The following is a 23953-nucleotide window of genomic DNA, read 5'->3' as shown; positions in this document are numbered from 1 at the left end:
GGGGAGCGCATCCGTGTCCGACTCCGGCTCCGCCGAAGTGCTCGACGATCTGCGCGGCGAGAGCGAGGAACTCGACCGGCTGCTCGCCCCGCTGGGGCCTGAGCGATGGGCCCTGGCGACCCCGTCACCCGGTTGGTCCATCGCCCATCAGATCGCACATCTGGTCTGGACCGACTCCGCCGCGCTGCTCGCCGTGACCGACCCGGGGGCCTTCGCCGCGGAATCGGGCAGGGCCCGCGCCGCCCCCGACACCTTCGTCGACGAGGGTGCGGCGACCGGCGCGTTACTCCCGCCCGCCGAACTGCTCGCCCGGTGGCGCGACGGCCGCGCGCGGCTGCACCTGGCCCTGCGCGGGGCGCCGCCCGGCGCACGTTTCCCCTGGTACGGGCCGCCGATGAGCGCCGCCTCGATGGCGACCGCACGGCTGATGGAGACCTGGGCACACGGGCAGGACATCGCGGACGCGCTCGGCGTACGGCGCGAACCGACCGCGCGACTGCGGCATGTGGCATGGATCGGCGTACGGGCCCGTGACTACGCCTACCTCGTCCGGGGCGAGCAGCCGCCCGCCGAACCGTTCCGCATCGAACTGACCGGTCCCGGCGGGGAGTTGTGGACGTACGGCCCCAAGGACGCCGCCCAGCGGGTGACCGGTCCGGCGCTCGACTTCTGTCTGCTGGCGACCCAGCGGGCGCACCGCGCCGATCTCGCCGTACGGGCCGAGGGCGCCGACGCCGACGCGTGGCTGGACATCGCGCAGGCTTTCGCCGGACCGGCGGGCCCCGGCCGCGCGCCCAAGGACGCCTGATGGCGCCCGGTTCCCCGCCCGGTTCCCCGCCCGGTTCCTCACTCGGATCCCCGGCCGGTTCCCTGCCCGGAGTGCTGCGGATCGGGAACGCCTCCGGCTTCTACGGCGACCGCTTCGACGCGCTGCGCGAGATGCTCACGGGCGGTCCGCTCGATGTCCTCACCGGTGATTACCTCGCCGAGCTGACCATGCTCATCCTCGGCAGGGACCGGCTGAAGAACCCGGACGCCGGCTACGCGAAGACGTTCCTGCGGCAGCTGGAGGAGGGCCTCGGACTCGCCCATGAACGGGGCGTCAGGATCGTCACCAACGCGGGCGGACTGAACCCGGCCGGACTCGCCGCCGCCGTACGCGCACTGGCCGGGCGGGTGGGCGTGCCGGTACGGGTCGCCCATGTCGAGGGGGACGATCTCCTCGCCCGCGGCGGCTGGGGCGACGGCGTCCTCACCGCCAACGCCTACCTCGGCGGCGCCGGGATCGCCGCCTGCCTGCGGGCCGGAGCCGATGTCGTGGTCACCGGACGTGTGACGGACGCGGCGCTGGTGACCGGGCCCGCCGCCGCGCACTTCGGCTGGGACGCCGACAACCCCGACCGCCCCGGTGATCTCGACGCGCTCGCGGGCGCGGTCGTCGCCGGCCATGTGCTGGAGTGCGGTACGCAGGCGACCGGCGGGAACTACTCCTTCTTCACACGGCACGATGTACGGCGGCCCGGCTTCCCGCTCGCCGAGATCCACGCCGACGGCTCGGCGGTCATCACCAAGCACGACGGCACGGGCGGTGTGGTCGACATCGGTACGGTCACCGCGCAGCTGCTCTACGAGACCGGCGGCGCCCGGTACGCCGGACCCGATGTCACCGCACGCCTCGACACCGTACGGCTGGACCAGGACGGGCCGGGCCGCGTCAGAATCTCCGGCGTACGGGGCGAGCCGCCACCCCCGGCACTCAAGGTCGGCCTCAACCGGCTCGGCGGCCTGCGCAACGAGATCGTCTTCGTCCTCACCGGCCTCGACATCGACGCCAAGGCCCGGCTGGTGCGCGGCCAGGTCGAGGACGCGCTCGCCGGACGGCGCCCCGCCGAGGTCCGCTGGGAGCTCGCCCGTACGGACCGGCCGGACGCGGACACCGAGGAGACCGCCAGCGCCCTGCTGCGTCTCGTCGTGCGCGACAGCGATCCGGAGGTGGTGGGCCGGGCGGTCAGCGGGGCGGCGGTCGAGCTGGCGCTCGGCAGCTACCCCGGGTTCCATGTGACCGCCCCGCCGGGCAACGGCGTGCCGTATGGCGTCTTCGAGGCGGCATACGTGGACGCGTCCGAGGCCGTCCACACGGCAGTGCTCCCCGACGGGCGGCGCGTGGCGGTGCCCGCTCCGTCACGTACCACGGCGCTTGAGCCGGTCCCGGCGCCAGCCCCGCCCGAACCGCTGCCCGCCGGCCTGCCCACCCGGCGCGCGCCCCTCGGGCTCGTCGTGGGCGCCCGCAGCGGCGACAAGGGCGGCGACGCCAACGTCGGTGTCTGGGCGAGGAGCGAGGACGGCTGGCGCTGGCTCGCCCATACGCTGACGACCGACAGATTCCGTGAACTGATTCCCGAAAGCCGGGAGTTGACCGTCGTCCGCCATCTCCTGCCCCGGCTGCGCGCCGTGAACTTCACCGTCGGGGGGCTGCTCGGTGAGGGCGTCGCCGCGCAGGCCCGCTTCGATCCCCAGGCGAAGGCGCTCGGCGAGTGGCTGCGCGCCCGGCACGCCGATATCCCGGAGGTCCTGCTGTGACCGTGCTCTCCTCGGCCCTCGACCCCGCGTCCGCCGACTACGGCGCCCACCGCGCCGCCATGCTCGGCAAACTCGGCGAACTGGCCGCCGAACACGCCAAAGCCCTGGCGGGCGGCGGGGAGAAGTACGTCGCCCGGCACCGCGGACGCGGCAAGCTGCTCGCGCGGGAGCGGATCGAGCTGCTGCTCGACCCCGACACCCCGTTCCTCGAACTGTCCCCGCTCGCCGCCTGGGGCAGCGACTACCCCGTCGGCGCGTCCATGGTCACCGGCATCGGCGTGGTCGAGCGCGTCGAGTGTCTGGTCACCGCGAACGACCCGACCGTACGCGGCGGCGCCTCCAACCCCTGGACGCTGAAGAAGGCCCTGCGCGCCAACGAGATCGCCTTCGCCAACCGGCTGCCCGTCATCAGCCTGGTCGAGTCGGGCGGCGCCGATCTCCCCTCCCAGAAGGAGATCTTCATCCCCGGCGGCGCGCTCTTCCGTGACCTCACCCGGCTCTCCGCCGCCGGTATCCCCACCGTCGCGGTCGTCTTCGGCAACTCCACGGCGGGCGGCGCGTATGTCCCCGGGATGTCCGACCACACCGTCATGATCAAGGAACGGTCGAAGGTCTTCCTTGGCGGCCCGCCCCTGGTGAAGATGGCCACCGGCGCGGAGAGCGACGACGAGTCGCTCGGCGGCGCCGAGATGCACGCCCGTACGTCCGGGCTCGCCGACCACTACGCGATGGACGAACAGGACGCGATCCGGCGTGCGCGGCGCATCGTCGCCCGGCTCAACTGGCGCAAGGCGCACCCCGATCCCGGCCCGGTCGAGCCGCCGAAGTACGACGCGGACGAACTGCTCGGCATCGTCCCCGGCGATCTGAAGATCCCCTTCGACCCGCGCGAGGTCATCGCCCGGATCGTGGACGGCTCGGACTTCGACGAGTTCAAACCGCTGTACGGGCCGAGCCTGGTGACCGGTTGGGCCCGGCTGCACGGCTATCCGGTGGGGGTGCTCGCCAACGCGCAGGGCGTGCTGTTCTCCGCCGAGTCGCAGAAGGCCGCGCACTTCATCCAGCTCGCCAATCAGCGCGACATCCCGCTCGTCTTCCTGCACAACACCACCGGCTACATGGTCGGCCGGGAGTACGAACAGGCCGGCATCATCAAGCACGGCGCGATGATGATCAACGCGGTCTCGAACTCCCGCGTCCCGCATCTGTCCGTGCTGATGGGCGCCTCGTACGGCGCCGGGCACTACGGCATGTGCGGCCGCGCGTACGACCCGCGCTTCCTCTTCGCCTGGCCTAGCGCCAAGTCCGCGGTGATGGGCCCGCAGCAGCTCGCCGGGGTCCTGTCGATCGTGGCGCGGGCCTCGGCGGCGGCCAAGGGACAGCCGTACGACGACAAGGCCGCGGAGGAGGACGCCGCGCTGCGCGCGATGGTGGAGCGGCAGATCGAGTCCGAGTCGCTGCCGATGTTCCTGTCCGGGCGGCTGTACGACGACGGGGTCATCGACCCGCGCGACACCCGTACCGTCCTCGGCCTGTGCCTGTCCGCCGTCCACACCGCCCCGGTCGAGGGTGTGCGGGGCGGCTTCGGCGTCTTCCGGATGTGAGGTCCAGATGATCGAGTCCTTGCTCGTCGCCAACCGGGGCGAGATCGCCTGCCGGGTCTTCAGGACCTGCCGCGAACGGGGGATCGCGACCGTCACGGTCCACTCGGACGCCGACGCGGAAGCGCTGCACGTACGGGAGGCGGACGCGGCCGTACGGCTGCCGGGGGCCGCGCCCGCCGACACCTATCTGCGCGGCGACCTGATCGTGAAGGCGGCGCTCGCGGCGGGCGCCGACGCGGTGCATCCCGGGTACGGCTTCCTCTCCGAGAACGCCGAGTTCGCGCGGGCGGTGCTGGACGCGGGCCTCGTCTGGGTCGGACCGCCGCCCGGCGCCATCGAGGCGATGGCGTCCAAGACCCGGGCGAAGGAACTGATGGCGGCGGCGGGCGTACCGCTGCTGGCGCCGGTGGATCCGGCCGGCGCCGTCGGGGCCGACCTGCCGCTGCTGCTGAAGGCGGCGGCGGGCGGCGGTGGCCGCGGTATGCGGATCGTGCGCGAACTCGCTCTATTGGAAGAGGAGTTGAAGGCCGCTTCGGCGGAGGCGGCATCCGCCTTCGGGGACGGGGAGGTCTTCGCCGAGCCGTATATGGAACGCGGCAGGCATGTGGAGGTGCAGATCCTGGCGGACGCGCACGGCACGGTGTGGGCGCTGGGCACCCGGGACTGTTCCCTCCAGCGCAGACACCAGAAGGTGATCGAGGAGTCCCCGGCGCCCGGCCTCCCGGACGAACTGCGTGCCGTACTGCGCGAGGCGGCCGTGGCCGCGGCCCGAGCGGTCGACTACCGGGGCGCGGGCACGGTCGAGTTCCTCCTCTCGCCCGAGGGGCGGCCGTACTTCCTGGAGATGAACACCCGCCTCCAGGTCGAACACCCGGTGACGGAAGAGGTGTTCGGGCTGGATCTGGTGGCCCTGCAACTCGCCGTCGCGGAGGGTGCGGCACTTCCGGCGGAGCCGCCGGCCGCCCATGGGCACGCGGTGGAGGCGCGACTCTACGCGGAGGATCCGGCGGCCGGGTGGGCACCTCAGACGGGGCGGCTGCACGCGCTGGAGGTGCCGGGGCAGGCGTCGGCCCAGGTGCCGGCCCAGGTCCCGGGTCGGATGGCGGGGCAGGCGTCGGGGCAGGCGTCGGGGCTTGTGCCGGTGGCCGCCTCCGCGCCACGCCTGCGCGTCGACACCGGTTACACGCACGGCGACACCATCGGGGTGCACTACGACGCCATGCTCGCCAAGGTCATCGTCTGGGCCCCCACCCGGGCCGAGGCGCTGCGCGCGCTCCGGCACACGCTGCGGCGCGCCCGGGTGCACGGCCCCGGCACCAACCGGGAGCTGCTCGTACGGACGCTCGGCCACCCCGATGTCATCGACGGGCGGTGCGACACCGGGTTCTACGAACGCCATCTGGACGCGCTCACCGCCCCGGTCCCCGGCGAGCGGCACGCGGCCGTCGCCGCCGCGCTCGCCGACGCGGCGGCACGTACCACCGGCGACACGCTCCCCGCGCGGCTCGGCGGCTGGCGCAATATGGCCGCCCCCGCGCAGCGCAAGACGTACGGGGAGCACGAGGTGCGCTACCGAGCCACCCGGGACGGCTTCGTCGTGGAGGGCGACGACGGCGACGAGGTGCGGGCGGTTGCCGTCTCCCCCCACCGCGTGAGCCTCGAAATCGGTGGTGTCGTGCGGCACTTCGACGTCCGTACATACGGCGACGAGGTCCATGTTGACAGCGCCACCGGCGCGTACCGGCTGATCGCCCGGCCGCGGTTCAGCGAGACCGGCCACCGCACCCCGCCCGGGTCGCTGCTCGCGCCGATGCCCGGAACCGTCGTACGGCTCGCCGCCGGGCTGGCCGAAGGCGCCCGGGTCACCGCCGGGCAGCCGCTCATCTGGCTGGAGGCCATGAAGATGGAGCACCGCGTCACCGCTCCCGCCTCCGGCACGCTCACCGCGCTCCATGCCGCCCCCGGCCGCCAGGTCGAGGTCGGGGCCCTGCTCGCCGTCGTCACCGACACAGACGCACAGGATGTACAGGACGCACAGGAGGAATCGTCAGAATGAGCCCCCGTAGCCACAGCAGTGACCGCAACAGCAGCAACAGCAATAGCAGCAGCGTCATCATCGAGAGCGAAGAGCACACCGCACTCCGCGCCGCCGTCGCCGCCCTCGGCCGGCGCCACGGACGCGGATACGACCGCGAGACCCTCTGGCACGAGGCCGGCAAGCTCGGTCACCTCGGCGTGAACCTCCCCGAGGAGTACGGCGGCGGAGGCGGCGGGATCGCCGAACTCTCCCTCGTGCTGGAGGAGTTGGGGGCAGCTGGCTGTCCGCTGATGCTGATGATCGTCTCGCCCGCCATCTGTGGCACCGTGATCTCCCGCTTCGGTACGGACGAGCAGAAGCGGCAGTGGCTGCCCGGTCTCGCGGACGGCTCCCTCACCATGGCCTTCGGCATCACCGAACCCGACGCCGGCTCCAACTCCCACCGCATCACGACCACGGCGCGCAGGGACGGCGACGACTGGGTGCTGAACGGCCGCAAGGTCTTCATCTCCGGAGTCGACATCGCCGACGCGACCCTCATCGTCGGCCGTACCGAGGACGCACGGACCGGCGGCCTCAAGCCGTGCCTGTTCATCGTCCCCCGCGACACCGAAGGCTTCCACCGCTCCCCGATCGAGATGGAACTCCAGGCCGTGGAGAAGCAGTTCGAGCTGGTCCTCGACGACGTACGGCTGCCCGCCGACGCGCTCGTCGGCGACGAGAACGCCGGGCTGCTCCAGCTCTTCGCCGGGCTCAACCCCGAGCGCGTCATGACCGCCGCCTTCGCCCTCGGCATGGGCCGCTACGCGCTGGACCGGGCCGTCGAGTACGCGAAGACCCGCCAGGTGTGGAACGAGCCGATCGGCGCCCACCAGGCCATCGCGCACCCGCTCGCCCAGGCCCATATCGAACTCGAACTCGCGCGCCTCATGACGCGGAAGGCCGCCCACCTCTACGACGCGGGCGACGACACCGGCGCGGGCGAGGCCGCCAACATGGCCAAGTACGCCGCCGCGGAAGCCTGCGTCAGGGCCGTCGACCAGGCCGTACACACCCTCGGCGGCAACGGGCTCACCCGTGAGTACGGTCTGGCGTCCCTCATCACCGCCGCCCGCGTGGCCCGGATCGCGCCCGTCAGCCGGGAAATGATCCTGAACTACGTATCCCATCAGTCCCTGGGTCTCCCCAAGTCCTACTGACACAGGGCTCCGACAGCGCCATCCTGGTGACCAGGGCGCGGGCGACGCTCCGGCCCGTGCACCGGTGCGGAGAGCCGAGGCCGAACATACGGGCCGCCATGCACGGTCCGCACGGGGCCAGGGCGCCGGGCTCCGAGGGGAGGTCGTCCTCCGTGATGGGGTCGCCGTTCCACAGCAGGGTGATGCCGTGCGGTTCGCAGCGGGCGCCTTCCTCGTCCTCTACCGGGAAGTCGTGGCCGCCGCCGGGGCACTTCGTCATGACTGGCCCTTCCGGTGGCAGTCGCAGGCGCAGTGCAGGGTCTCGATGGGCGGCTGGGTGACGGTCTGCCAGGGCAGTCGCGTCTCCCCCGGGCCGGGGCATTCCGCGTGCTCGCCGATGCGGCAGGCGGGCGCCATATACGTGGCTGCCCTGGTGGCGGTCACTGTGTCTCTCCCACCTGGCGTGGCCAGTGCGTGCGGCTGTAGCAGTGGTAATGATCGCCGTTGTGGTCCTCGTGCTCGGTGCAGCGTCGGACACCGTCGCTGTGCGCGATTCAGCAGAGCGAGGGGATGTAGGTGCGGGCCGTCTCGTCTGTGGTCACTGGGCGACGTCTTCCACACGGGCGTGCCCCAGACGCAGCAGCCTGGCCACCGCGTCGGCCGAGCACAGAGTGCCGGCCTCCGCCATGGGCACGGACCAGTACACGCTGACCGCGCTGGGTTCTGTGCGGTCCGGGCGGGATACCCCGAGCCATCCGCCGATGCCGCGCACGCAAGCCCAGGGCGAGCGCCAGACCTCCGCCGTACCCGGTGGCACCAGCGCGTAGTACCACTGGCCCGGATGGCAGATCACCGGGCCGTCAAGGACCTCGGCCAGGAATCCTGCAGCCTTGTCCGGCGCGGTGCTCCCAGCCGCGGCGTTCACCAACTCGTGGGGCATACGGACGGCGTCGAAGCGGATTCCGCACCGGAGTACTCCGGGGCGGCCGTCTTGCCAGTCCTGATGAGCGATGTCCGGCGTGGGGACGGTGGAGGCCAGCCAGCGGGTGATGGCGGTCTCGGTCCTGCCACGGATGGGCATAGGGGGCATGGTCGGCTCCATGTGACGGGGGGTGAGGCTCTCGTCACATCATCCCGACCGGGGGAGCTGCCAGTGTTCCCGTCTCGGGAACACTCGGGCCGTGCCCTCCTGCTACATGCCGACCCAAGAGGCCATCGCCGCCAGAGAGTCGGACGCTTGGCGCTGCCTGCGCACGAGAGCGCCGATCGTCTCGCGCATCAGCGGGTGATAACGGGCCTGTTGGGGGGCGACCTTACGCGCCTGGCGCAACGCCCGGTGTGCCGCCTCCGCCTGCCCCATCTGGGCGTAAGCCCGGCCCATCTCCATGAAGTACCGGCCCATCCTCATCTTCGGATGGTCCGCCGGGAAGTGCAGCTTCTTGGCCTCCTTGACCGCATCGCCAAGCTGGCCCAGCTCCACTCGGGTCGCCACCTCGTAGTGCAGAACGTTCGTCTTGCCGAAGGAAGTCCAGTACGCGTCAGGCACGTCACGGCCGATCTCGTCCGCCGCCTTGTTGGCCAGGCCCATGTAGCCCTTGACGCTGTCTCCGTTCCGGGCTTGAGCGGCTGCGATGGCCGACGCAAGGTGGAGGCTTCCGGTGACGGCGAGCGCGTCCACGGATCGCCGGTCCTCGGACTGCTCGACGAGGGCATGACCGCGCTCGATGATTCGGCCCGCCATTCGGTTATCCCCTCGTCGGAGGAGCATGCTGGACCGCTTGGCCAGGCGGACGGCGAGAAGCAGTGGGTCCTGTGCCTGCTCCGACATCCACCCCATGCGCTCAAGGGCGATCGTCGCAAGATGGTGGTAGCCGAGCCGATAGGCGAACTCGTAAGACACCCAGTACGACCAGGCCAGGCACTTGCTCGCGCGCAGCCGCTCCTCCCCGACGGGAAGCAGCGCGACAGCCGTGGTCAATTCGCCAACGAGGCCCGGCAGCTGGGTACCGACGTTCTTGTACTCGGTGGCGCACGATGCCTTGCACAGGGCTGCTACGTCCGCTGCGATCTGGACGACGGGCCGCGGCGTAATGTCCGGGTCGGGGCCTAGGTCGTACAGGTCCAGGGCCTCAGAGAGTGGGCTGATCAACCGGTCGAGATGGTCCTGTTGCAACTCGGCGGTGTAGGGCTGGCCGTGGAGGACCGCGGGCTCGACTTGGAGGGCGCGGGCGATGGCAGCGACCACGGTGGGAGTGGCGGGCGAGAGCCCGGCTTCGACCTTCGCGACGGTGCTTCGGGCGAGGAACGATCTTTGCGCCAGGGCTGTTTGAGTCATCTGGCGGAGCTTCCGGTAGTCCACGATCCGCGCGCCGGTGTGCTCCTCATTGCTCTGTGGCATGCTGAACTCCGTTCTGGCCTAGACACTCAGAACGGTACGCCCGGTCGGCTCCGGGCACGACGAAGCGCCTCTGCCTAGCCCGTGAAGGCCAGTCAGGGGTCGCGGTGTTGAGCGTCAGCGGAGCAGGGCGAGCAGCCCGGTGGCGGCGCCGGTGACTCCGGCGAGGGCGGCCGGCGACGGAAGGGTCCACTACGTGCCCGGGGCGCGGAGGCCCGCCGCACCGCGCTGCGACCGCGCTCCACCGCCCCGGTCACCTCCGTACTGTCCAGCCGTCCCGCAGCAGCGGGACGGCTGGACACACCGACGGTAGGAACGAGGACGGCATGACGGTGGACGCGTTGATCAAGCTGGACGCCATCACCCCGGAAGCGGAGGTAACGCTCTTCCGTAGCCTTCAGGAGATCGACGAGACCTGCGAGGTCTGCTTCGCACGCCGCGCCATCGGCACCTTCAACGTGCAGGACGTAGAGACGCCCCTGTGCGGCGGGTGCTCCGCCTATCGCAACAGCGACAACAGCGAGATCGTCATCGTGAACGAGCCGGTCTGACGTAGCGCGTCAGCAATGGACCGAAGGGGTGCCCGCGGCGAGCGAGGCCCCCCTTCTCATGTGCAGAAAGGGGGAGCCGTGGCCTGGAACACCAGCGACCGTGCCCGGCGTCTGCCGCCCAACTGGCCCGTCATGCGCGCCGCGATCCTCCGCCGGGACAACGGCGTGTGCCACGTGTGCGGCAAGCACGGCGCCGACCAGGTGGACCACATCACCTCCGGCGACAACCACGCGCTGGACAACCTTGCAGCGATCCACTCCGACCCGTGCCACCGCACCAAGTCGAGCAGCGAGGGCGGCAAGGGCCGCCGCGAAGTCTCGAGCGAAGCGGCCCCGGCAACGGCCGGCCGAGTAGCGCGCCGTGTCGTAATCTACTGCTCACACTCAGCCCAGCGGCGCCTGATTACGCCGCAACCCCCGCCCGCCGACTGTAGGGCGAGGGCCGACGCGGGCCGGATCGTAGGCGCCTGAGACTCAGGGAGTCGGCTCGGTCCCCTCGTCTGGAGAACTTCGCGGTCCCCTACGCAAGATCCATAGCGTGATGCCCGTACCAGCCGTCACAATGGCCGCTGCTGCGGACGCACGCTCGTCATCGATTACGCCTGCCAGTACGAGGACCGCGAACAGCCCTGTAGTGCCCAGTACCGCGGCAGCGACGAGTAACAGGCGGCGTCGACGCCGCGTAGTGTGTGCCATCGGGTCTCTCCTCATAGTCATGGGACCCCGGCGGTTCCCTGGTAGCACAGGGGGCCGCCACCTCACACGGCGGGACCGGGCAGCCGGGGCGTGGCTCACCCTACAGCCGCACCCGTCCTTGCAATCGCAGCTATAGCCTAGGCGGTGGCGCTAAAATCAAGCCTGTCGCCCCACATGTCAAATGATTGCATGGTGAGCGGTGGCTTGTGGGTGAGTTTCGCCTTGCTTGCTGGGGTCCTTGGTGTTGTGTGCCTGCGATCCAAAGGGTGAGTGACTTGGGTCACGAAGATTGGGTGTGACCAGGGTCACGAATGGGTGCGCCCACGACGGTTGCCTCGGACCGCAGCGGCCCGTACGGTGCCGCCTAGCTGGGTCGGACCGCCTCACCCGCGCCAACGGCTGGCTGAGCAGCACCCCGCCGCGTGTCGCCGCCGAGCGACGAGCTCATTGCTGGAACAACACGGCAGATAATCACTAGCCCAGGGGGGAGATCCCTCGCCCCGGATGTCCGAATTTTGACCGCAGCGTCATAGCGCCCCGGCCATGCGTGCGGCTGCCCCGCTTCTCCGCCCGACCTCGCCACCGCTGGGGGGATGCGCCATGGCCGGCCCCTCCAGTTAGCGCCCCAAGCCGCGCCCGCCGACCAAGCTCGACGCGGCCGACCGCCGCCTGTGGCGCGAGGTCGTCGAGCGCTACGAGCTGCGCCCCGATGAGGTACGCCTCCTCACCGACGCCTGCCGGGAGGCCGACATCATCGAGCGCCTGGAGGCCGAACTCGCCGGCGCCCCGCTGACGGTGAAGGGCTCCATGGGGCAACTCGTCGCCTCCCTTGGTGTCCGAGGTGCGCCAGCACCGCACGGTGCTTGGCCGGACTGCTCAAGTCGCTGAAGCTGCCCGACGCCCCAGCCTAGGCCGCGCGCCGACAGACCGCGGTGACGCGCCCCGCGAGTTGAGTGGCGCTCATAGGAAGGCAGCCGGAATCGTGCAGTAAGGCACGGCTCGGCACAGTCCCTTCCCTCCCTTGGCGAACAGGCCGGTGGAGCACGACACGTCTCAGTAGGGGTCACCGGTGCCTCCGAGGAGGCATCCCAAGCAGTAGTTCGGTCATGGCTCTGGCGTCCCGCCGCCGAGCTGGCTTCGCAGACCAGACGCCGGGGACAACAACACAGGCCAGTATGGCTAGTGCGCCGAATAGAGGGATGAGGGCAACCCACGGGTAGGCCACCGCGACGGGTATCAGGGCGCCCCCTGAAACCAGGCCGAGCAGCGGCCGTGCCCTCACGGGTCGATGGTGCTCGCCATGCGCACAAGGTCCTCTCGGGCCAGGGAGCTTCGGGCTCCAACCGCCTTCCACAACGCGTTACGCCGACACATCTCCGACGTCGTTTATGGAAGCGCCTCGCACCGACTCTCTCGGCTGGCGAACCCGAGTTCGTACGGGGAGGGGCGTCCAAATCCCCCGAGCGGAAGTGAAGCCATTGTGCCGTACGAAGCTCACTAAATGAAAGCCTGTCAGCGTCACAGAAGTAGCTTCGAGAGGAGGCATGTTGTGGAACCTTCGGCGGTCGTCGTGCGGCTCGAACGCAAGCTGACGAGCGGCGCCCACACCCACACCCGCCTCGATCGCTACTTAAGAGGGGCGTGTCCGTCTCGCCTCCATCGGCTTGTCGCTGCCGCCGGAGATGCGGAGGTTGTCGACGATGGTCAACTGGCCTGCTCTGTATGTCGATGCGCTCGAAGAGCGCCTGGACCTGGAGGGCTTCAGGCTGAACGGGGCAGCGGACGCCGGTGATCGTCTGTGGCAGTGGTGTGGCAGGCCAATGACCTCGACGAGGAATCTCAGCTCGCCCACCTCGACGCCCTCGTCTACGGGCGCGCCTACGTCACCGTGGGCGCCGCCCCCGACGTGGTCGCGTCGTCGCCTTGGACGACCCGAACAAGGACCTCGGTCCGGGCGCCGAGGGCGAGATCCTCATGCGCGGCCCGCAGGTCTTCTGCTTCCTCCGTGGATACTCTGGCGTTCACGCCGGAGAGGAATCGGACTCCTGCGGAGCAGGGCAGCGGGCTGCGATTCGCCGCAAGGGCGGATCGCAGTGCCCTGACCGGTAGATTTGCTCTTAACTGGTGGCCTGCTAGTTTGTGAGCGTGTCCACGAGCCGTGTGAAGCGGGCGTTCAAGTACCGCTTCTATCCGAGCGATGCGCAGGCAGCGGAGCTGTCGCGCACGTTCGGGTGTGTGCGGAAGGTCTACAACATGGCGCTCGCCGCGCGTATCGAGGCATGGACGCGGCAGGAGCGGGTCAACTACAACGCCACGTCGGCAATGCTGACCGCCTGGAAGAAGACCGAGGAACTCGCGTACCTGAACGAGGTGTCCTCGGTTCCGCTCCAGCAGACGCTCAGGCACCGCCAACTGGCGTTCACCAGCTTCTTCGGTAAGCGGGCGAAGTACCCGCGCTTCAAGTCGCGGAAGAAGTCCCGCAAGAGCGCGGAGTACACCACCTCGGGCTTCCGGTTCCGGGACGGCAGGCTGACGCTGGCCAAAATGTCCGAACCCTTGGACATCCGCTGGTCCCGGCCCCTGCCCGAGGGCGTGAGCCCGTCGACGGTGACCGTGTCCCAGGACGCGGCCGGACGCTGGTTCGTCTCGATGCTGGGCGAGGACGCGAGCGTGAAGCCGCTCCCCGCCACCGATACGGCGGTCGGCATCGACGTCGGACTCGACCACCTGCTGACCCTGTCCACCGGTGAGAAGATCGCCAACCCCCGGCACGAACGCCGGGACCGGAACCGCCTGGCGAAGGCCCAGCGCACCCTGGCCCGTAAAGAGAAGGGCTCGGCGAACCGGGCCAAGGCCCGCCTCAAGGTGGCCAAGGTCCATGCCCGGATCACCGACCGGCGTCGGGACCACCTGCACAAGCTGACCACTCGACTCGTGTGTGAAAACCAAACGCTCGTGATCGAGGACCTGACCGTACGCAACATGGTCAAGAACCGGAGCCTGGCCCGCGCCATCAGTGATGCCGCGTGGTCGGAGTTCCGGAGCATGCTGGAGTACAAGGCCGCTTGGTACGGGCGGGAAGTGATCGCCGTAGACCGGTGGTTCCCCTCCTCCAAGCTGTGCTCCGCCTGCGGAACCTTGGCCGACAAGATGCCGCTCAGCGTCCGCACCTGGACGTGCGCCTGCGGGACGACCCACGACCGGGACGTGAACGCGGCGAAGAACCTTCTGGCCGCCGGACGGGCGGTTGCGGCCTGTGGAGCTGGTGTAAGACCTCAACGGAGTTCTCCGGGCGGGCAGTCGGCGATGAAGCAGGAAGTCTCACGGCGCGAGCCGTAAGAATGTCCTCCCCTCAGGGAGGAGAGCGTCAAGAAGGGATATCTGGGACGGCCGCCCCCGGCCCGGCCGGCCCGACGCCACCGCCGAACTGATCGACGCCGCGGGCTGGGTGCATACCGGCGATGTCGGCCGGGTGGACGCCGACGGCTGGCTCTTCGTCGTCGACCGGGTCGCCCCGTACAAGAAGGTCCGCCGGGTCGAATTCGTCGGAGGCGTACCCCGCGCCGCCTCCGGAAAGATCCTCAGACGTGAACTGAGAGACCGGGAAGCGCGGGACCGCGAGAGGAACAACACGTGACGCAGACGCAGCCACCGGCGGCCAGGCCCGTGTTGGTCATCACGGCGCACGAACGGGGCATCACCACCCTGACCATGGACTCACCGGCGAACCGCAACGCGCTCTCGGCGCGGCTCGTCGACGCGCTCGGCGACGCCCTCACGGACTGCGCCAAGGACCCCGCCGTACGGGCCGTGCTGCTCACCCACACCGGCACCACCTTCAGCGCGGGCGCCGACCTGAAGGAGCCGGCCAATCCGTACACCTTCATCGCCCTCATGCGGCAGATCGTCGAACTGCCCAAGCCGGTCGTCGCGCGCGTCAGCGGCCATGTCCGGGCCGGGGGCATCGGGCTGCTCGGCGCGTGCGACATCGCCGTCGCGGACCGTACGTCCGACTTCGCCTTCACGGAGGTACGGATCGGGGTCGCCCCGGCCGTCATCTCGCTGCCGCTCCTGCCCCGTGTCGAACCGCGCGCGGCGGCCCGCTACTACCTGACCGGCGAGCGCTTCGACGCCGAACGCGCCGCCACCGCCGGGGTCATCACCGAGGCCGCGGACGATGTGGACGCCGCGCTCGCGCCCGTGCTCGACGGACTGCGCAGGGCCTCGCCGCAAGGGCTCGCCGAATGCAAGAAGCTGCTCACGGTCGGGGTACTGGACGCCTTCGAGCGGTACGCCGAGGAGCTCGTCCAGCGCTCCGCCTCGCTCTTCGTGACGGCGGAGGCGCGCGAGGGCATTACCGCGTTCCTCGAACGGCGGGACGCCTCGTGGGTGCGATAGGGCCCGCCGGGACCGCGCCCAAACCCGGTAAGGCCGCCCCCAGACCCACGGGGACCGCACCCAAACAGGACCGCAGCCGCGCCACCCGGCGCGGACTGCTGGAGGCCGCCGTGGCCTGCCTCGCCGAGTACGGCTGGGCGGGCTCCACGGTCGCCGTCGTCGCCGAGCGCGCGGGCGTCTCGCGCGGGGCAGCGCAGCACCACTTCCCGACCCGCGAGGACCTGTTCACGGCGGCCGTCGAGTACGTGGCGGAGGAACGGTCCTCGGCGCTGCGCGCCCTCGTCCCGGCCGGACCCGCGCACCGCCGCGCGGCGGTCGAGGGCATCGTCGCGCTCTATACGGGCCCGCTGTTCCGTGCGGCGCTGCACCTCTGGGTCGCGGCCTCCGACGAGGAGCAACTGCGGCCCCGCGTCACCGAACTGGAGGCCCGGGTCGGCCGCGAGTCCCACCGGATCGCGGTCGAGCTGCTGGGCGCCGACGAGTCCGTGCCCGGCGTACGCGAGACCGTGCAGGGGCTGCTCGACATGGCGCGCGGCCTGGGCCTGGCGACGCTGCTGACGGACGACGCGCGGCGGCGGGAGCGGGTCGTGGCGCAGTGGGCGCGGATCCTGGACGACGTGCTCGGCTGAGGGGCCCGACCGCCCCGTCGTGCGGCCCGGCGGGACGCGCGCGCGACCCGATACGGGACGCACGACGGCGACCCGTACCGCGACGGGGCAGGCGGGCCGGTCGGCGCTCTGCGCGCGATCCGCTCTGCGCGGAATCCGCTCAGCGCCCGATCGCGTCGAACCCCTCGATCTCGCGCGGGCTGCGCGTCCCCGGCCCCACATAGCGCGCCGAAGGCCGCACCAGCCGGCCCGTGCGCTTCTGCTCCAGGATGTGCGCGGACCAGCCGGCCGTACGGGCACAGGTGAACATCGACGTGAACATGTGCGCCGGGACCTCCGCGAAGTCCAGCACGATCGCCGCCCAGAACTCCACGTTCGTCGCCAGCACCCGGTCGGGCCTGCGCGCGTGCAGCTCGTCCAGCGCGGCCTTCTCCAGCGCCTCCGCCACCTCGAACCGCGGCGCGGCCAGCTCGCGCGCCGTACGCCGCAGGACCCGCGCCCGCGGGTCCTCGGCCCGGTAGACCCGGTGCCCGAAGCCCATCAGTCGCTCGCCCTGGTCCAGGGCCCGCTTGACGTACGCCGTCGCGTCACCCGTGCGCTCGATCTCCTCGATCATGCCGAGGACGCGCGAGGGCGCGCCGCCGTGCAGCGGCCCCGACATCGCGCCGACCGCACCCGACAGGGCCGCCGCCACATCGGCGCCGGTGGACGCGATGACCCGGGCGGTGAAGGTGGAGGCGTTCATTCCGTGCTCGGCGGCCGACGTCCAGTAGGCGTCCACGGCCCGCACATGCCGCGGGTCGGGCTCACCGCGCCAGCGGATCATGAAGCGCTCGACGACGGACTCCGCCTTGTCGATCTCCCGCTGCGGCACCATCGGCACCCCTTGGCCACGGGCCGACTGGGCGACGTAGGAGAGCGCCATCACCGCGGCACGCGCCAGATCGTCACGGGCCGTCCGCTCATCGATGTCGAGGAGCGGTTTCAGCCCCCACACGGGCGCGAGCATGGCCAGCGCGGACTGGACATCGACCCGGATGTCACCGGAGTGGATCGGGATCGGGAACGGCTCGGCGGGCGGCAGACCGGGCGCGAACGCCCCGTCGACCAGCAGCCCCCACACATTGCCGAAGGAGACCTTGCCGACCAGGTCCTCGATGTCGACGCCCCGGTAGCGGAGCGAGCCGCCCTCCTTGTCCGGTTCGGCGATCTCCGTCTCGAACGCGATGACTCCTTCGAGTCCGGGGACGAACGAGGTGTCGGAAGCGGACATCAGGCGGCTCCTCTGAGGTGGGGGCGGGCACTTCGGCGGGGACTTCGGCGGGTCGGTCACCCGGTGGATGCCCCCTGCGGCAGCCGTCCGGGAGGCAGGAACGATAGCCCCTGGTGTACGAAGGCCACAGTGGCCTACCCCAAGATTTTGGCGGGTTCCTCCGATGCGGGGAAGCGTGATAACCGGCACACTGCCAGACTTCCTCCCCAGGGGATTAGCGGCACCCGGTGCCGGGGAAACTAGCGCTGCGGCAGGATGGCTGCGTGCCTTACGAGACCCCGGATTCCGTCGAGCCCGTCGACCCCGTCGATCCCCTCGATCCAGCCGACCCCGCGGCCATGCGCGAGCAGTACCGCACCACTCCGCTTCTGGAGAAGGACCTCGCGCCCGCTCCGACCGACCAGTTCGCCCGCTGGTTCAAGGAGGCCGTGGCCGGTGATCTCCACGAGCCGAACGCGATGGTCGTCGCGACGGCCACCCCCGAAGGCCGGCCCTCCTCGCGCACGGTGCTGTTGAAGGCATACGACGACCGGGGCTTTGTCTTCTTCACGAATTACACGTCCCGCAAGAGCGACGAGATCGAGTCGAACCCCTTCGTCTCGCTGCTCTTCCCCTGGCACCCCATGGCCCGCCAGATCATCATCATGGGCACCGCCGCGCGCACCGGCCGCGACGAGACAGCCGCGTACTTCCGCACCCGCCCCCATGGCTCCCAGCTGGGTGCCTGGGCCAGCGACCAGTCCAGCCCGATCGCCTCCCGCCAGGAACTGCTCCATCGCTACGACGAGCTGGCGTCCCGCTACCCGGAGGGCGAGCACGTACCGGTGCCCCCGCAGTGGGGCGGCTACCGCGTCACGCCGGAGACCGTCGAATTCTGGCAGGGCCACGAGAACAGGCTCCACGACCGGCTGCGCTACGTACGCGATGGCGATGGCGACGGCTGGCGGGTGGAGCGGCTCTGCCCGTAGAACCCGCGGAAAAAGCAGTACCCCGCGGGCTCGGGTTCCTCCGAAGAGGAGCCGGCCGGACGTACCGGCGAGCCCGCGGGGCGGTGACTGCTTTGGATTGGGCCGGCGGTTACCGGCTCCGCACTGAGTGCGACAACGGGCCGTCAGCCCGCAGCCACCTCACGAGTCCGGAAAGAAATCACTTCCGAATCACCTCCTTTCAGCGTGTGTCACACCTTAGGAGGGGTCCCGGCGACTCTCAAGCGATTTATATGAGGGAGTTTCGCCGCCAGGATAGCCGTGGATCCCCGGCATGCGCTCAAAGGAGGAAGGGTACGCTCGTATGCGTGTTCCTCGTCGAAACCTTGATCGATTGTCCGCGGCGTGTGTCAGCCGGTGTGCGGGACAGCTTTTGGGGTGCGACGATTTCGGGGAACCTTGTGTGTGCTGGGTCACGTTCGAGTTGAATGATCGGACGTGCGTCAGCACAGGCGGAGACGCCCTGCAGGGGGTGCCAGGATGAGTGCTTCTCGGAGTGAGACCACCGATCCGCGCGGGCCGGACGAGCCGGAGCCCGATCCCGAATCGGAGAGTGGTGCCGGGGTCGGCGCCGGTGCGGGGGCCGGTGCGGAGCGGGACGAGGCCGGGTCCGATCTGCTCGCGGCGTTGCTCGACGGTATGGACGCGGCCCTGTGCGCCTTCGACGCGAACGGTGTGATCACGCACTGGAACCGCGAGGCCGAGCGGATACTCGGCTGGTCCGCCGAGGAGGCCGTCGGACGGCGGGGCTTCGAGGGATGGGCCGCCCGGACCGCCGACGCGGACGAGGTGCAGGCGCGGCTGATGGCCGTGATGGAGACGCCGGGACGGCAGGTGGACGAGTTCGCGCTGCTGCGCAAGGACGGCGGCAGGGTGCTGATACGGACCCAGTCGTCCGGGATGCGCGGGGCGGACGGCAAGCCCGCCGGGGTCTACAGCGCCTTCAGCGAGGTCCATGAGCAGATCGATCTGGAGCGGTCCATCGCGCTCAGCGAGGCGCTCTTCGACGACGCGTCCTGGGGTGTCGTCCTCGTCGATGTCGATCTGCGGCCGACCGTCGTCAATGGATACGCGGCGCGCGCGTTCGGTTCCGGGCGCGCCGCGGTGCTGGGCCGGCCGCTGGGCGAGCTGGTGGTACAGGGTGTCGAGGAGCTGGAGGCCGCGCTGCACCATGTGCTCGCGGAAGGGGCGCCGAAGTCGCCCGCCGAGCTGTGGGTGTCGGTCACCGCGGCGGACGGGGAGCGGCGGCGCTGCTGGCGCAGCGGCTTCCTGCGGCTGGCGTCTCCGCTGGCGGAGGAGCCGGTGCCGCTGGGCGTGGGATGGATGTTCCAGGATGTGACGGAGTCGAAGCTGGCGGCGCAGGCGGCGGACCGGTTGCGGTTCCGGTCGAGCCAGCTGTACCGGGCGGGTCGCGCGGCGGCGGAGTGCGAGGACCCGATGGAGGCGGCGACGGTCTATCTGGATTTCGCACTGGCGGGTTTCGCGGATCACGCGCTGATCGATCTGGTGGCGGGGGAGCGGCCGGACGGGTCGGCGGCTCCCGTACGGCTGGTGCGGGTGGCGGAGACGCCGTCCGGTGGCGGGTCGGGGCCGAGCATGGCCGTCGAGACGGGCGGGATACCGGTGCGGTACACGACCGGGCATCCGGCGCTTCAGGCGATCGACCGCAACGGTTCGGTCCGGGCGAGCGCTCTTGGCACCTCCGCCGGGGCCGCGTCGGGCGCCGTCCCCTCCCCGACCTGGGCGACCTCGCGGCAGTGGCCGCCGGACTCGGTGCACGCCCTGTGTACGGTGCTGCGCAGCCGGGGCCGGTCGTTGGGCGTGGTGACGTTCCTTCGGGGAGCGAGTCGGGCCGCCTTCGAACGGCCGGACGCGGTATACGCGGAGGACGTGACGATCCGCGTGGCGGCGGCTCTGGATCTCTCCGGGGTTCTGTCCGACTGACGACGTCGCCGAGGACAAGTACTGGGCGGCACAGGCGGCACGGGCGGTTTCGTGCACATGCCGCCGCCCGCGCCGCCCAGCGCTGACATACCGTCAGGACGTGCCCGCCTGCGGGCCCGTCGCCGGGCCGCCTTCCTGGAGGGGCGCCGCCTTCGGCGACAGCATCCTGACCGGTTCCGTCTCCGCGTCGTTGTGCCGCATCGCCCAGTTCTCCAGGGCGATCCGGCACGCGTGGTCGACATGGCGCAGGCCGGACAGGTCCAGCTCGATGGGACGGTCCTTCGGCAGCGCCTCCAACTGCTCCATGATGCGCGGCAGCCGCAGGAACGTCGCGTTGCCGGTGACCGACACCACCATCCGGCCGCCGGTGAGCTCATGGACGTCGACATGGAGGTGGGAGATCTCCCACGCGGTCTTGACCACCGCGAGCAGCAGTCCGAGGACCACACCCTCGAAGAGGTTCGTGACCAGGACCGCCAGCGCCGTGATGGCGAGGATCACCGCTTCGCCGCGGTGCTCCCGCCACAGCGGGCGCAGTTCCTTGACCGGTACGAGCTTGCAGCCCGCGTGCACCAGGACGCCGGCGAGTGCCGCGAGCGGGATGATGCCGATCGCCGCCGGCAGCAGCGCGGCGAACAGCAGCAGCCACAGGCCGTGCAGGATCCGGGAGAGCGAAGTCCGCGCGCCCGCCTGGACATTGGCGGCGCTGCGTACGATGACCGCCGTCATCGGCAGCGCGCCGAGCGCCCCGCAGACCGTGTTTCCCACGCCCTGCGCCATGAGCTCCTTGTTGTAGTCCGTGCGCGGGCCGTCATGCATACGGTCCACCGCCGCGGCGCTGAACAGGCTCTCCGCCGAGGCGATCAGGGTGAACGCGAGCACGGTGCCGATGGCGGCCACACTCGCCAGGTGCCCGAACTCGCCGAGACCGGGCGGACGTATGGACTCCAGCAGACCCTGCACCTCGACCTTGGCGACGGGAAGATCCAGCAGGAAGGCCGCGCCGGTGGCCAGGGCCACGGCTGCCAGCGGGCCCGGGATCATCCGGGCCCCGGCCGGGAGGCGGGGCCAGAGCACCAGTACGGCGATGGTCCCCGCCCCGATGAGGAACGCGGTCAGCGCCGTACCGTCGGTGATGATTTCGCCGGTCAGTCCGGGCAGCCCGGCGATCTTGCCGAGCCCGCCGGACGGCTGCGCGGTGTCGGCCATGGCATACACCTGGCCCAGTACGAGCACCAGGCCGATCCCGGCCAGCATTCCCTGGACGACGGCGACCGAGATGGCCCGGAACCAGCGGCCGAAACCGAAGGCCCCGAGGGCCAGTTGCAGCAATCCGGACACCAGGACGATGGCACCGAGTGTGCCGATGCCGAACTCCTTGACTGCTTCGTATACGAGGACCGTGAGACCGGCCGCGGGGCCGCTCACCTGAAGCGAGCTGCCGGGCAGGAAGCCCACGACGAGTCCGCCGACGATGCCGGTGACCAGACCGAGTTCGGCGGGGACGCCGGAGGCGACCGCCACTCCCACACAGAGCGGCAGGGCGACGAGGAAGACGACGAGGGACGCGAGTATCTCGCGTCGAAGGACACGCTGGTCCTTCAGAAGTGAGAGGGAGAGCATGACGGGTTGTCCTAGCTGTGCGGTCCGCGAGCGGACGGGGGGTGAGGAGAGTCGATACCGGGGCCGCCGTTACAGCGGTCTGAACTCCCCGCCCAGCTCGGGCCGGTGGACGCTGATCGCGCCCGTGTCCACTTCGTAGTACCAGGCGTGCAAGGAGAGACGGCCCTCCGCGAGTCGTTCCCGTACGGCGGGATAGCCCCGGAGGGTGTCGAGCTGGGCCGCCGCGTGGTGCCGTACGGCGTGCGCGAGGCCATGGGCCGACGGGAGCGCGGAGGCGCCGAGGCCGAGCCAGCCGCGCACGGCCGGAACGGCCGACAGGTCCTCGCCGCGGACCATGGCGCCGACGGCGCCGCAGTGCGAGTGACCACAGACGACGAGGTCACGGACGTCGAGCACGCGCAGCGCGTACTCGATGGTGGCGGACTCGCCGCTGGGACGGTCCGCGTCGTAGCGGGGGACGATGTTGCCCGCCGTACGCAGCTCGAAGAGCTCGCCGGGGCGGGCGCCGGTGATGAGAGAGGGGATGACACGGGAGTCCGAGCAGGTGATGAAGAGCGCTTGCGGCGTCTGCCCCGCCGCGAGATCTCGGAACTCGTCGGGGCGTTCCGCCACCTGCACGGAGAAGGAACGGGCGTTGTCGATGAGGGATTTCATGATGGCCTGCCTCCTGTACCCCCGGGCTTGCCGGGGCACGGTGTGGTCGGGTCAGTGGGGGGTGAGAAAACGGATGTGCGAGAACTGCGGGGAAAGGGCCGGGCGTCAGTGGATGTCCCGGGCCTGACGGGGAGCCGTGCGGGCGTCGTGCCCTGCCGGATCGCGGCAGTTGAGGGAGGCCGGCGTGGCGGCTGCCGTGCGGTGGTCCTGGCGGCCGGGTCAGGAAGCGGTCGTCCCGCGTCTGACGGTGGACTCGCGGTCCAGTCGGATTCTCACAGCTCGCCCTTTCCGTCTTTCGGTCTTTCCGTGGTGCCGTGCGGGCGCGGCAGTCACGCGCCGACACGTCGTCAGCTCCGATGATGCCGCACCACAGCGTCCACCACTTTGCCTGAACATTACTTGCTTGTGAAAGATCAAAATTCCGCCAAGTGTTCCTTTGGTGACGCAAAGTGGTGGTTCCTGGGTGCGGGAACGGGCTGGGGCCTGCGGGAATGTGCCCCGCAGGCCCCTGATGTCACTCTCGGTTTCGGATGTTAAGCGCGTCGCATTTTTTTCTCCGGCCGCGTCGCTTTACCCGGGCCGCCGCAGTCCATCGCCGTTCGTAGGCATGTTCTAATGCCGGTAAAAGATTCGGTCGCCGTACTCGGTCATGACGCGGCGGTTCCACTCGGTCCCGCCGTCGACGTTCCCCGAGCGCAGAAGCGGCGGTTCGATTCCGCGTTCGACGAGTTCTCCCGCGCCCGCGGCCATCATCGCCTGCATCAGGGCGCTGGTGACGACGGTGGAGGCCGGCGCGAAGGGCGCCTCGATGCCGTCGGCCGTCAGTTCCGCGTCACCGACCGCGATCTTGCTGTCCAGCACGATGTCGCAGTGGTCCTTGAGGTAGGTCCCGGTGAGGTGGCGCGACGTGGTCTCCGTCGCGTACGCCACGGACGTCACGCCGATGACCTTCAGCCCCAGCGCCCGCGCGTTCATCGCCATCTCGACGGGCAGCGCGTTGCGTCCGGAGAGGGAGATGATCACCAGCAGGTCCCCGGCGCGGGCGGGGCTGGAGTCGAGCACGGCGCCTGCGAGCCCGTCGACCCGCTCCAGCGCGGAGCCGAGGGTGGCCGGCATGACATCGACGCCGACCACGCCGGGCACGGTGAGCAGGTTCATCAAAGCGAAGCCGCCGGCCCGGTAGACGACGTCCTGCGCGGCGAGCGAGGAGTGCCCGGCGCCGAAGGCGAAGAGCCGGCCCCCGGCGGCGACGGTGTCGGCGACGGCGGTTCCGGCGGCGGCGACGTTGGCGGACTCCTCGTCGCGTACCCGCTGGAGCAGGCCGATCGCCGCATCGAAGAACTGACCGGCCAGCTTGCTCTCGCTCATCGAGAAGGCCCTTCCAGGGTGGGGGATCAAGGGCGGAACAGGAGGGTGGTACAGGGG

Annotated in this window: 20 protein-coding genes and 1 pseudogene; 13 read left to right on the top strand and 8 right to left on the bottom strand. The window is 70.5% G+C overall.

Translation table 11 applies throughout. From position 1 onward, the window contains the following. Nucleotides 1–13 precede the first annotated feature (13 nt). From ACIRQP_RS11460 to ACIRQP_RS11440, 5 genes are read left to right on the top strand one after another with little or no spacing between them, the layout of a single operon-like run. Nucleotides 14–808, top strand: coding sequence for a TIGR03084 family metal-binding protein (locus tag ACIRQP_RS11460; RefSeq protein ID WP_403886959.1), 795 nt, complete (start codon nucleotides 14–16; stop codon nucleotides 806–808). Further along, the gene (locus ACIRQP_RS11455; protein ID WP_403886956.1) at nucleotides 808–2580 is read left to right on the top strand and encodes an acyclic terpene utilization AtuA family protein; all 1773 of its coding nucleotides are present in this window, start codon (nucleotides 808–810) and stop codon (nucleotides 2578–2580) included. Before ACIRQP_RS11460 ends, ACIRQP_RS11455 begins: the two co-directional genes overlap by 1 nt. After that, nucleotides 2577–4184, top strand: a complete 1608-nt coding sequence (locus tag ACIRQP_RS11450; RefSeq protein WP_403886954.1) for an acyl-CoA carboxylase subunit beta — start codon at nucleotides 2577–2579, stop codon at nucleotides 4182–4184. The genes ACIRQP_RS11455 and ACIRQP_RS11450 overlap by 4 nt, the downstream gene beginning before the upstream one ends. Before the next feature lie 7 nt (nucleotides 4185–4191). Next, entirely contained in the window at nucleotides 4192–6240 is a 2049-nt protein-coding gene (locus ACIRQP_RS11445; RefSeq protein ID WP_403886951.1) for an acetyl/propionyl/methylcrotonyl-CoA carboxylase subunit alpha, read from the top strand. After that, nucleotides 6237–7421 carry an acyl-CoA dehydrogenase family protein gene (locus tag ACIRQP_RS11440; protein ID WP_403886948.1) on the top strand — a complete coding sequence of 395 codons (1185 nt, stop codon included), beginning with the start codon at nucleotides 6237–6239 and terminating at the stop codon, nucleotides 7419–7421. The genes ACIRQP_RS11445 and ACIRQP_RS11440 overlap by 4 nt, the downstream gene beginning before the upstream one ends. A gap of 255 nt (nucleotides 7422–7676) precedes the next feature. Here ACIRQP_RS11440 and ACIRQP_RS11435 read toward each other — a convergent pair whose 3' ends face one another. From ACIRQP_RS11435 to ACIRQP_RS11425, 3 genes are all read right to left on the bottom strand, one after another. After that, nucleotides 7677–7844, bottom strand: coding sequence for a hypothetical protein (locus ACIRQP_RS11435; RefSeq protein ID WP_403886945.1), 168 nt, complete (start codon nucleotides 7842–7844; stop codon nucleotides 7677–7679). A gap of 154 nt (nucleotides 7845–7998) precedes the next feature. Further along, complete coding sequence (locus ACIRQP_RS11430) at nucleotides 7999–8490, bottom strand: hypothetical protein (RefSeq protein ID WP_403886943.1); 492 nt, start codon at nucleotides 8488–8490, stop codon at nucleotides 7999–8001. A 102-nt stretch (nucleotides 8491–8592) separates the two neighbouring features. Continuing rightward, on the bottom strand, nucleotides 8593–9798 hold the full coding sequence (locus tag ACIRQP_RS11425; RefSeq protein ID WP_403886940.1) for a helix-turn-helix domain-containing protein: 1206 nt from the start codon (nucleotides 9796–9798) through the stop codon (nucleotides 8593–8595). A 323-nt stretch (nucleotides 9799–10121) separates the two neighbouring features. Here ACIRQP_RS11425 and ACIRQP_RS11420 point away from each other — a divergent pair, with 323 nt between their 5' ends. Together ACIRQP_RS11420 and ACIRQP_RS11415 are read left to right on the top strand one after the other, a co-directional pair. Continuing rightward, nucleotides 10122–10346, top strand: a complete 225-nt coding sequence (locus tag ACIRQP_RS11420) for a hypothetical protein (RefSeq protein ID WP_403886937.1) — start codon at nucleotides 10122–10124, stop codon at nucleotides 10344–10346. Nucleotides 10347–10424: 78 nt separating this feature from the next. Continuing rightward, on the top strand, nucleotides 10425–10817 hold the full coding sequence (locus tag ACIRQP_RS11415) for an HNH endonuclease (RefSeq protein WP_403886934.1): 393 nt from the start codon (nucleotides 10425–10427) through the stop codon (nucleotides 10815–10817). Between the two features lie 2103 nt (nucleotides 10818–12920). Here the strand turns inward: ACIRQP_RS11415 and ACIRQP_RS11410 are convergent. Beyond that, the gene (locus tag ACIRQP_RS11410; RefSeq protein ID WP_403886931.1) at nucleotides 12921–13067 is read right to left on the bottom strand and encodes a hypothetical protein; all 147 of its coding nucleotides are present in this window, start codon (nucleotides 13065–13067) and stop codon (nucleotides 12921–12923) included. A 120-nt stretch (nucleotides 13068–13187) separates the two neighbouring features. Between ACIRQP_RS11410 and ACIRQP_RS11405 the strand changes: the two genes are divergently transcribed. From ACIRQP_RS11405 to ACIRQP_RS11390, 4 genes and pseudogenes are all read left to right on the top strand, one after another. Next, nucleotides 13188–14381, top strand: coding sequence for an RNA-guided endonuclease InsQ/TnpB family protein (locus tag ACIRQP_RS11405; RefSeq protein WP_403886928.1), 1194 nt, complete (start codon nucleotides 13188–13190; stop codon nucleotides 14379–14381). 64 nt (nucleotides 14382–14445) lie between these two features. Next, nucleotides 14446–14679, top strand: a pseudogene (locus ACIRQP_RS11400) (hypothetical protein); the annotation flags it as partial. A gap of 74 nt (nucleotides 14680–14753) precedes the next feature. Further along, nucleotides 14754–15440, top strand: coding sequence for an enoyl-CoA hydratase family protein (locus tag ACIRQP_RS11395; RefSeq protein ID WP_403887164.1), 687 nt, complete (start codon nucleotides 14754–14756; stop codon nucleotides 15438–15440). Beyond that, nucleotides 15428–16069, top strand: a complete 642-nt coding sequence (locus ACIRQP_RS11390) for a TetR/AcrR family transcriptional regulator (protein WP_403886926.1) — start codon at nucleotides 15428–15430, stop codon at nucleotides 16067–16069. The genes ACIRQP_RS11395 and ACIRQP_RS11390 overlap by 13 nt, the downstream gene beginning before the upstream one ends. Before the next feature lie 139 nt (nucleotides 16070–16208). On the opposite strand, the gene ACIRQP_RS11385 is transcribed toward ACIRQP_RS11390, so the two are convergent. Then, nucleotides 16209–17321: a citrate synthase 2 gene (locus ACIRQP_RS11385; RefSeq protein WP_403886923.1), complete on the bottom strand. Its 1113-nt coding sequence runs from the start codon at nucleotides 17319–17321 to the stop codon at nucleotides 16209–16211. A gap of 338 nt (nucleotides 17322–17659) precedes the next feature. Between ACIRQP_RS11385 and pdxH the strand changes: the two genes are divergently transcribed. Next, nucleotides 17660–18289 (top strand): pyridoxamine 5'-phosphate oxidase, encoded by a 630-nt coding sequence (gene pdxH / locus ACIRQP_RS11380; RefSeq protein ID WP_403887161.1) that lies wholly within the window; start codon nucleotides 17660–17662, stop codon nucleotides 18287–18289. 498 nt (nucleotides 18290–18787) lie between these two features. Further along, on the top strand, nucleotides 18788–20251 hold the full coding sequence (locus ACIRQP_RS11375) for a PAS domain-containing protein (RefSeq protein WP_403886920.1): 1464 nt from the start codon (nucleotides 18788–18790) through the stop codon (nucleotides 20249–20251). A 93-nt stretch (nucleotides 20252–20344) separates the two neighbouring features. Here ACIRQP_RS11375 and ACIRQP_RS11370 read toward each other — a convergent pair whose 3' ends face one another. The 3 genes from ACIRQP_RS11370 to ACIRQP_RS11360 all read right to left on the bottom strand — a co-directional run bounded on the left by ACIRQP_RS11370 (nucleotide 20345) and on the right by ACIRQP_RS11360 (nucleotide 23896). Beyond that, complete coding sequence (locus tag ACIRQP_RS11370) at nucleotides 20345–21874, bottom strand: SulP family inorganic anion transporter (RefSeq protein WP_403886917.1); 1530 nt, start codon at nucleotides 21872–21874, stop codon at nucleotides 20345–20347. Between the two features lie 69 nt (nucleotides 21875–21943). After that, entirely contained in the window at nucleotides 21944–22528 is a 585-nt protein-coding gene (locus ACIRQP_RS11365; protein WP_403886914.1) for a carbonic anhydrase, read from the bottom strand. A 612-nt stretch (nucleotides 22529–23140) separates the two neighbouring features. Continuing rightward, complete coding sequence (locus ACIRQP_RS11360) at nucleotides 23141–23896, bottom strand: SIS domain-containing protein (RefSeq protein ID WP_403886911.1); 756 nt, start codon at nucleotides 23894–23896, stop codon at nucleotides 23141–23143. Nucleotides 23897–23953 lie beyond the last annotated feature (57 nt).

Origin of the sequence: Streptomyces sp. NPDC102274 (genome assembly GCF_044766385.1) — a bacterium.
Lineage (GTDB): Bacteria > Actinomycetota > Actinomycetes > Streptomycetales > Streptomycetaceae > Streptomyces.
The sequence above is the reverse complement of the archived record's forward strand: the minus strand, read 5'-3'. Positions and strand labels throughout refer to the sequence as shown.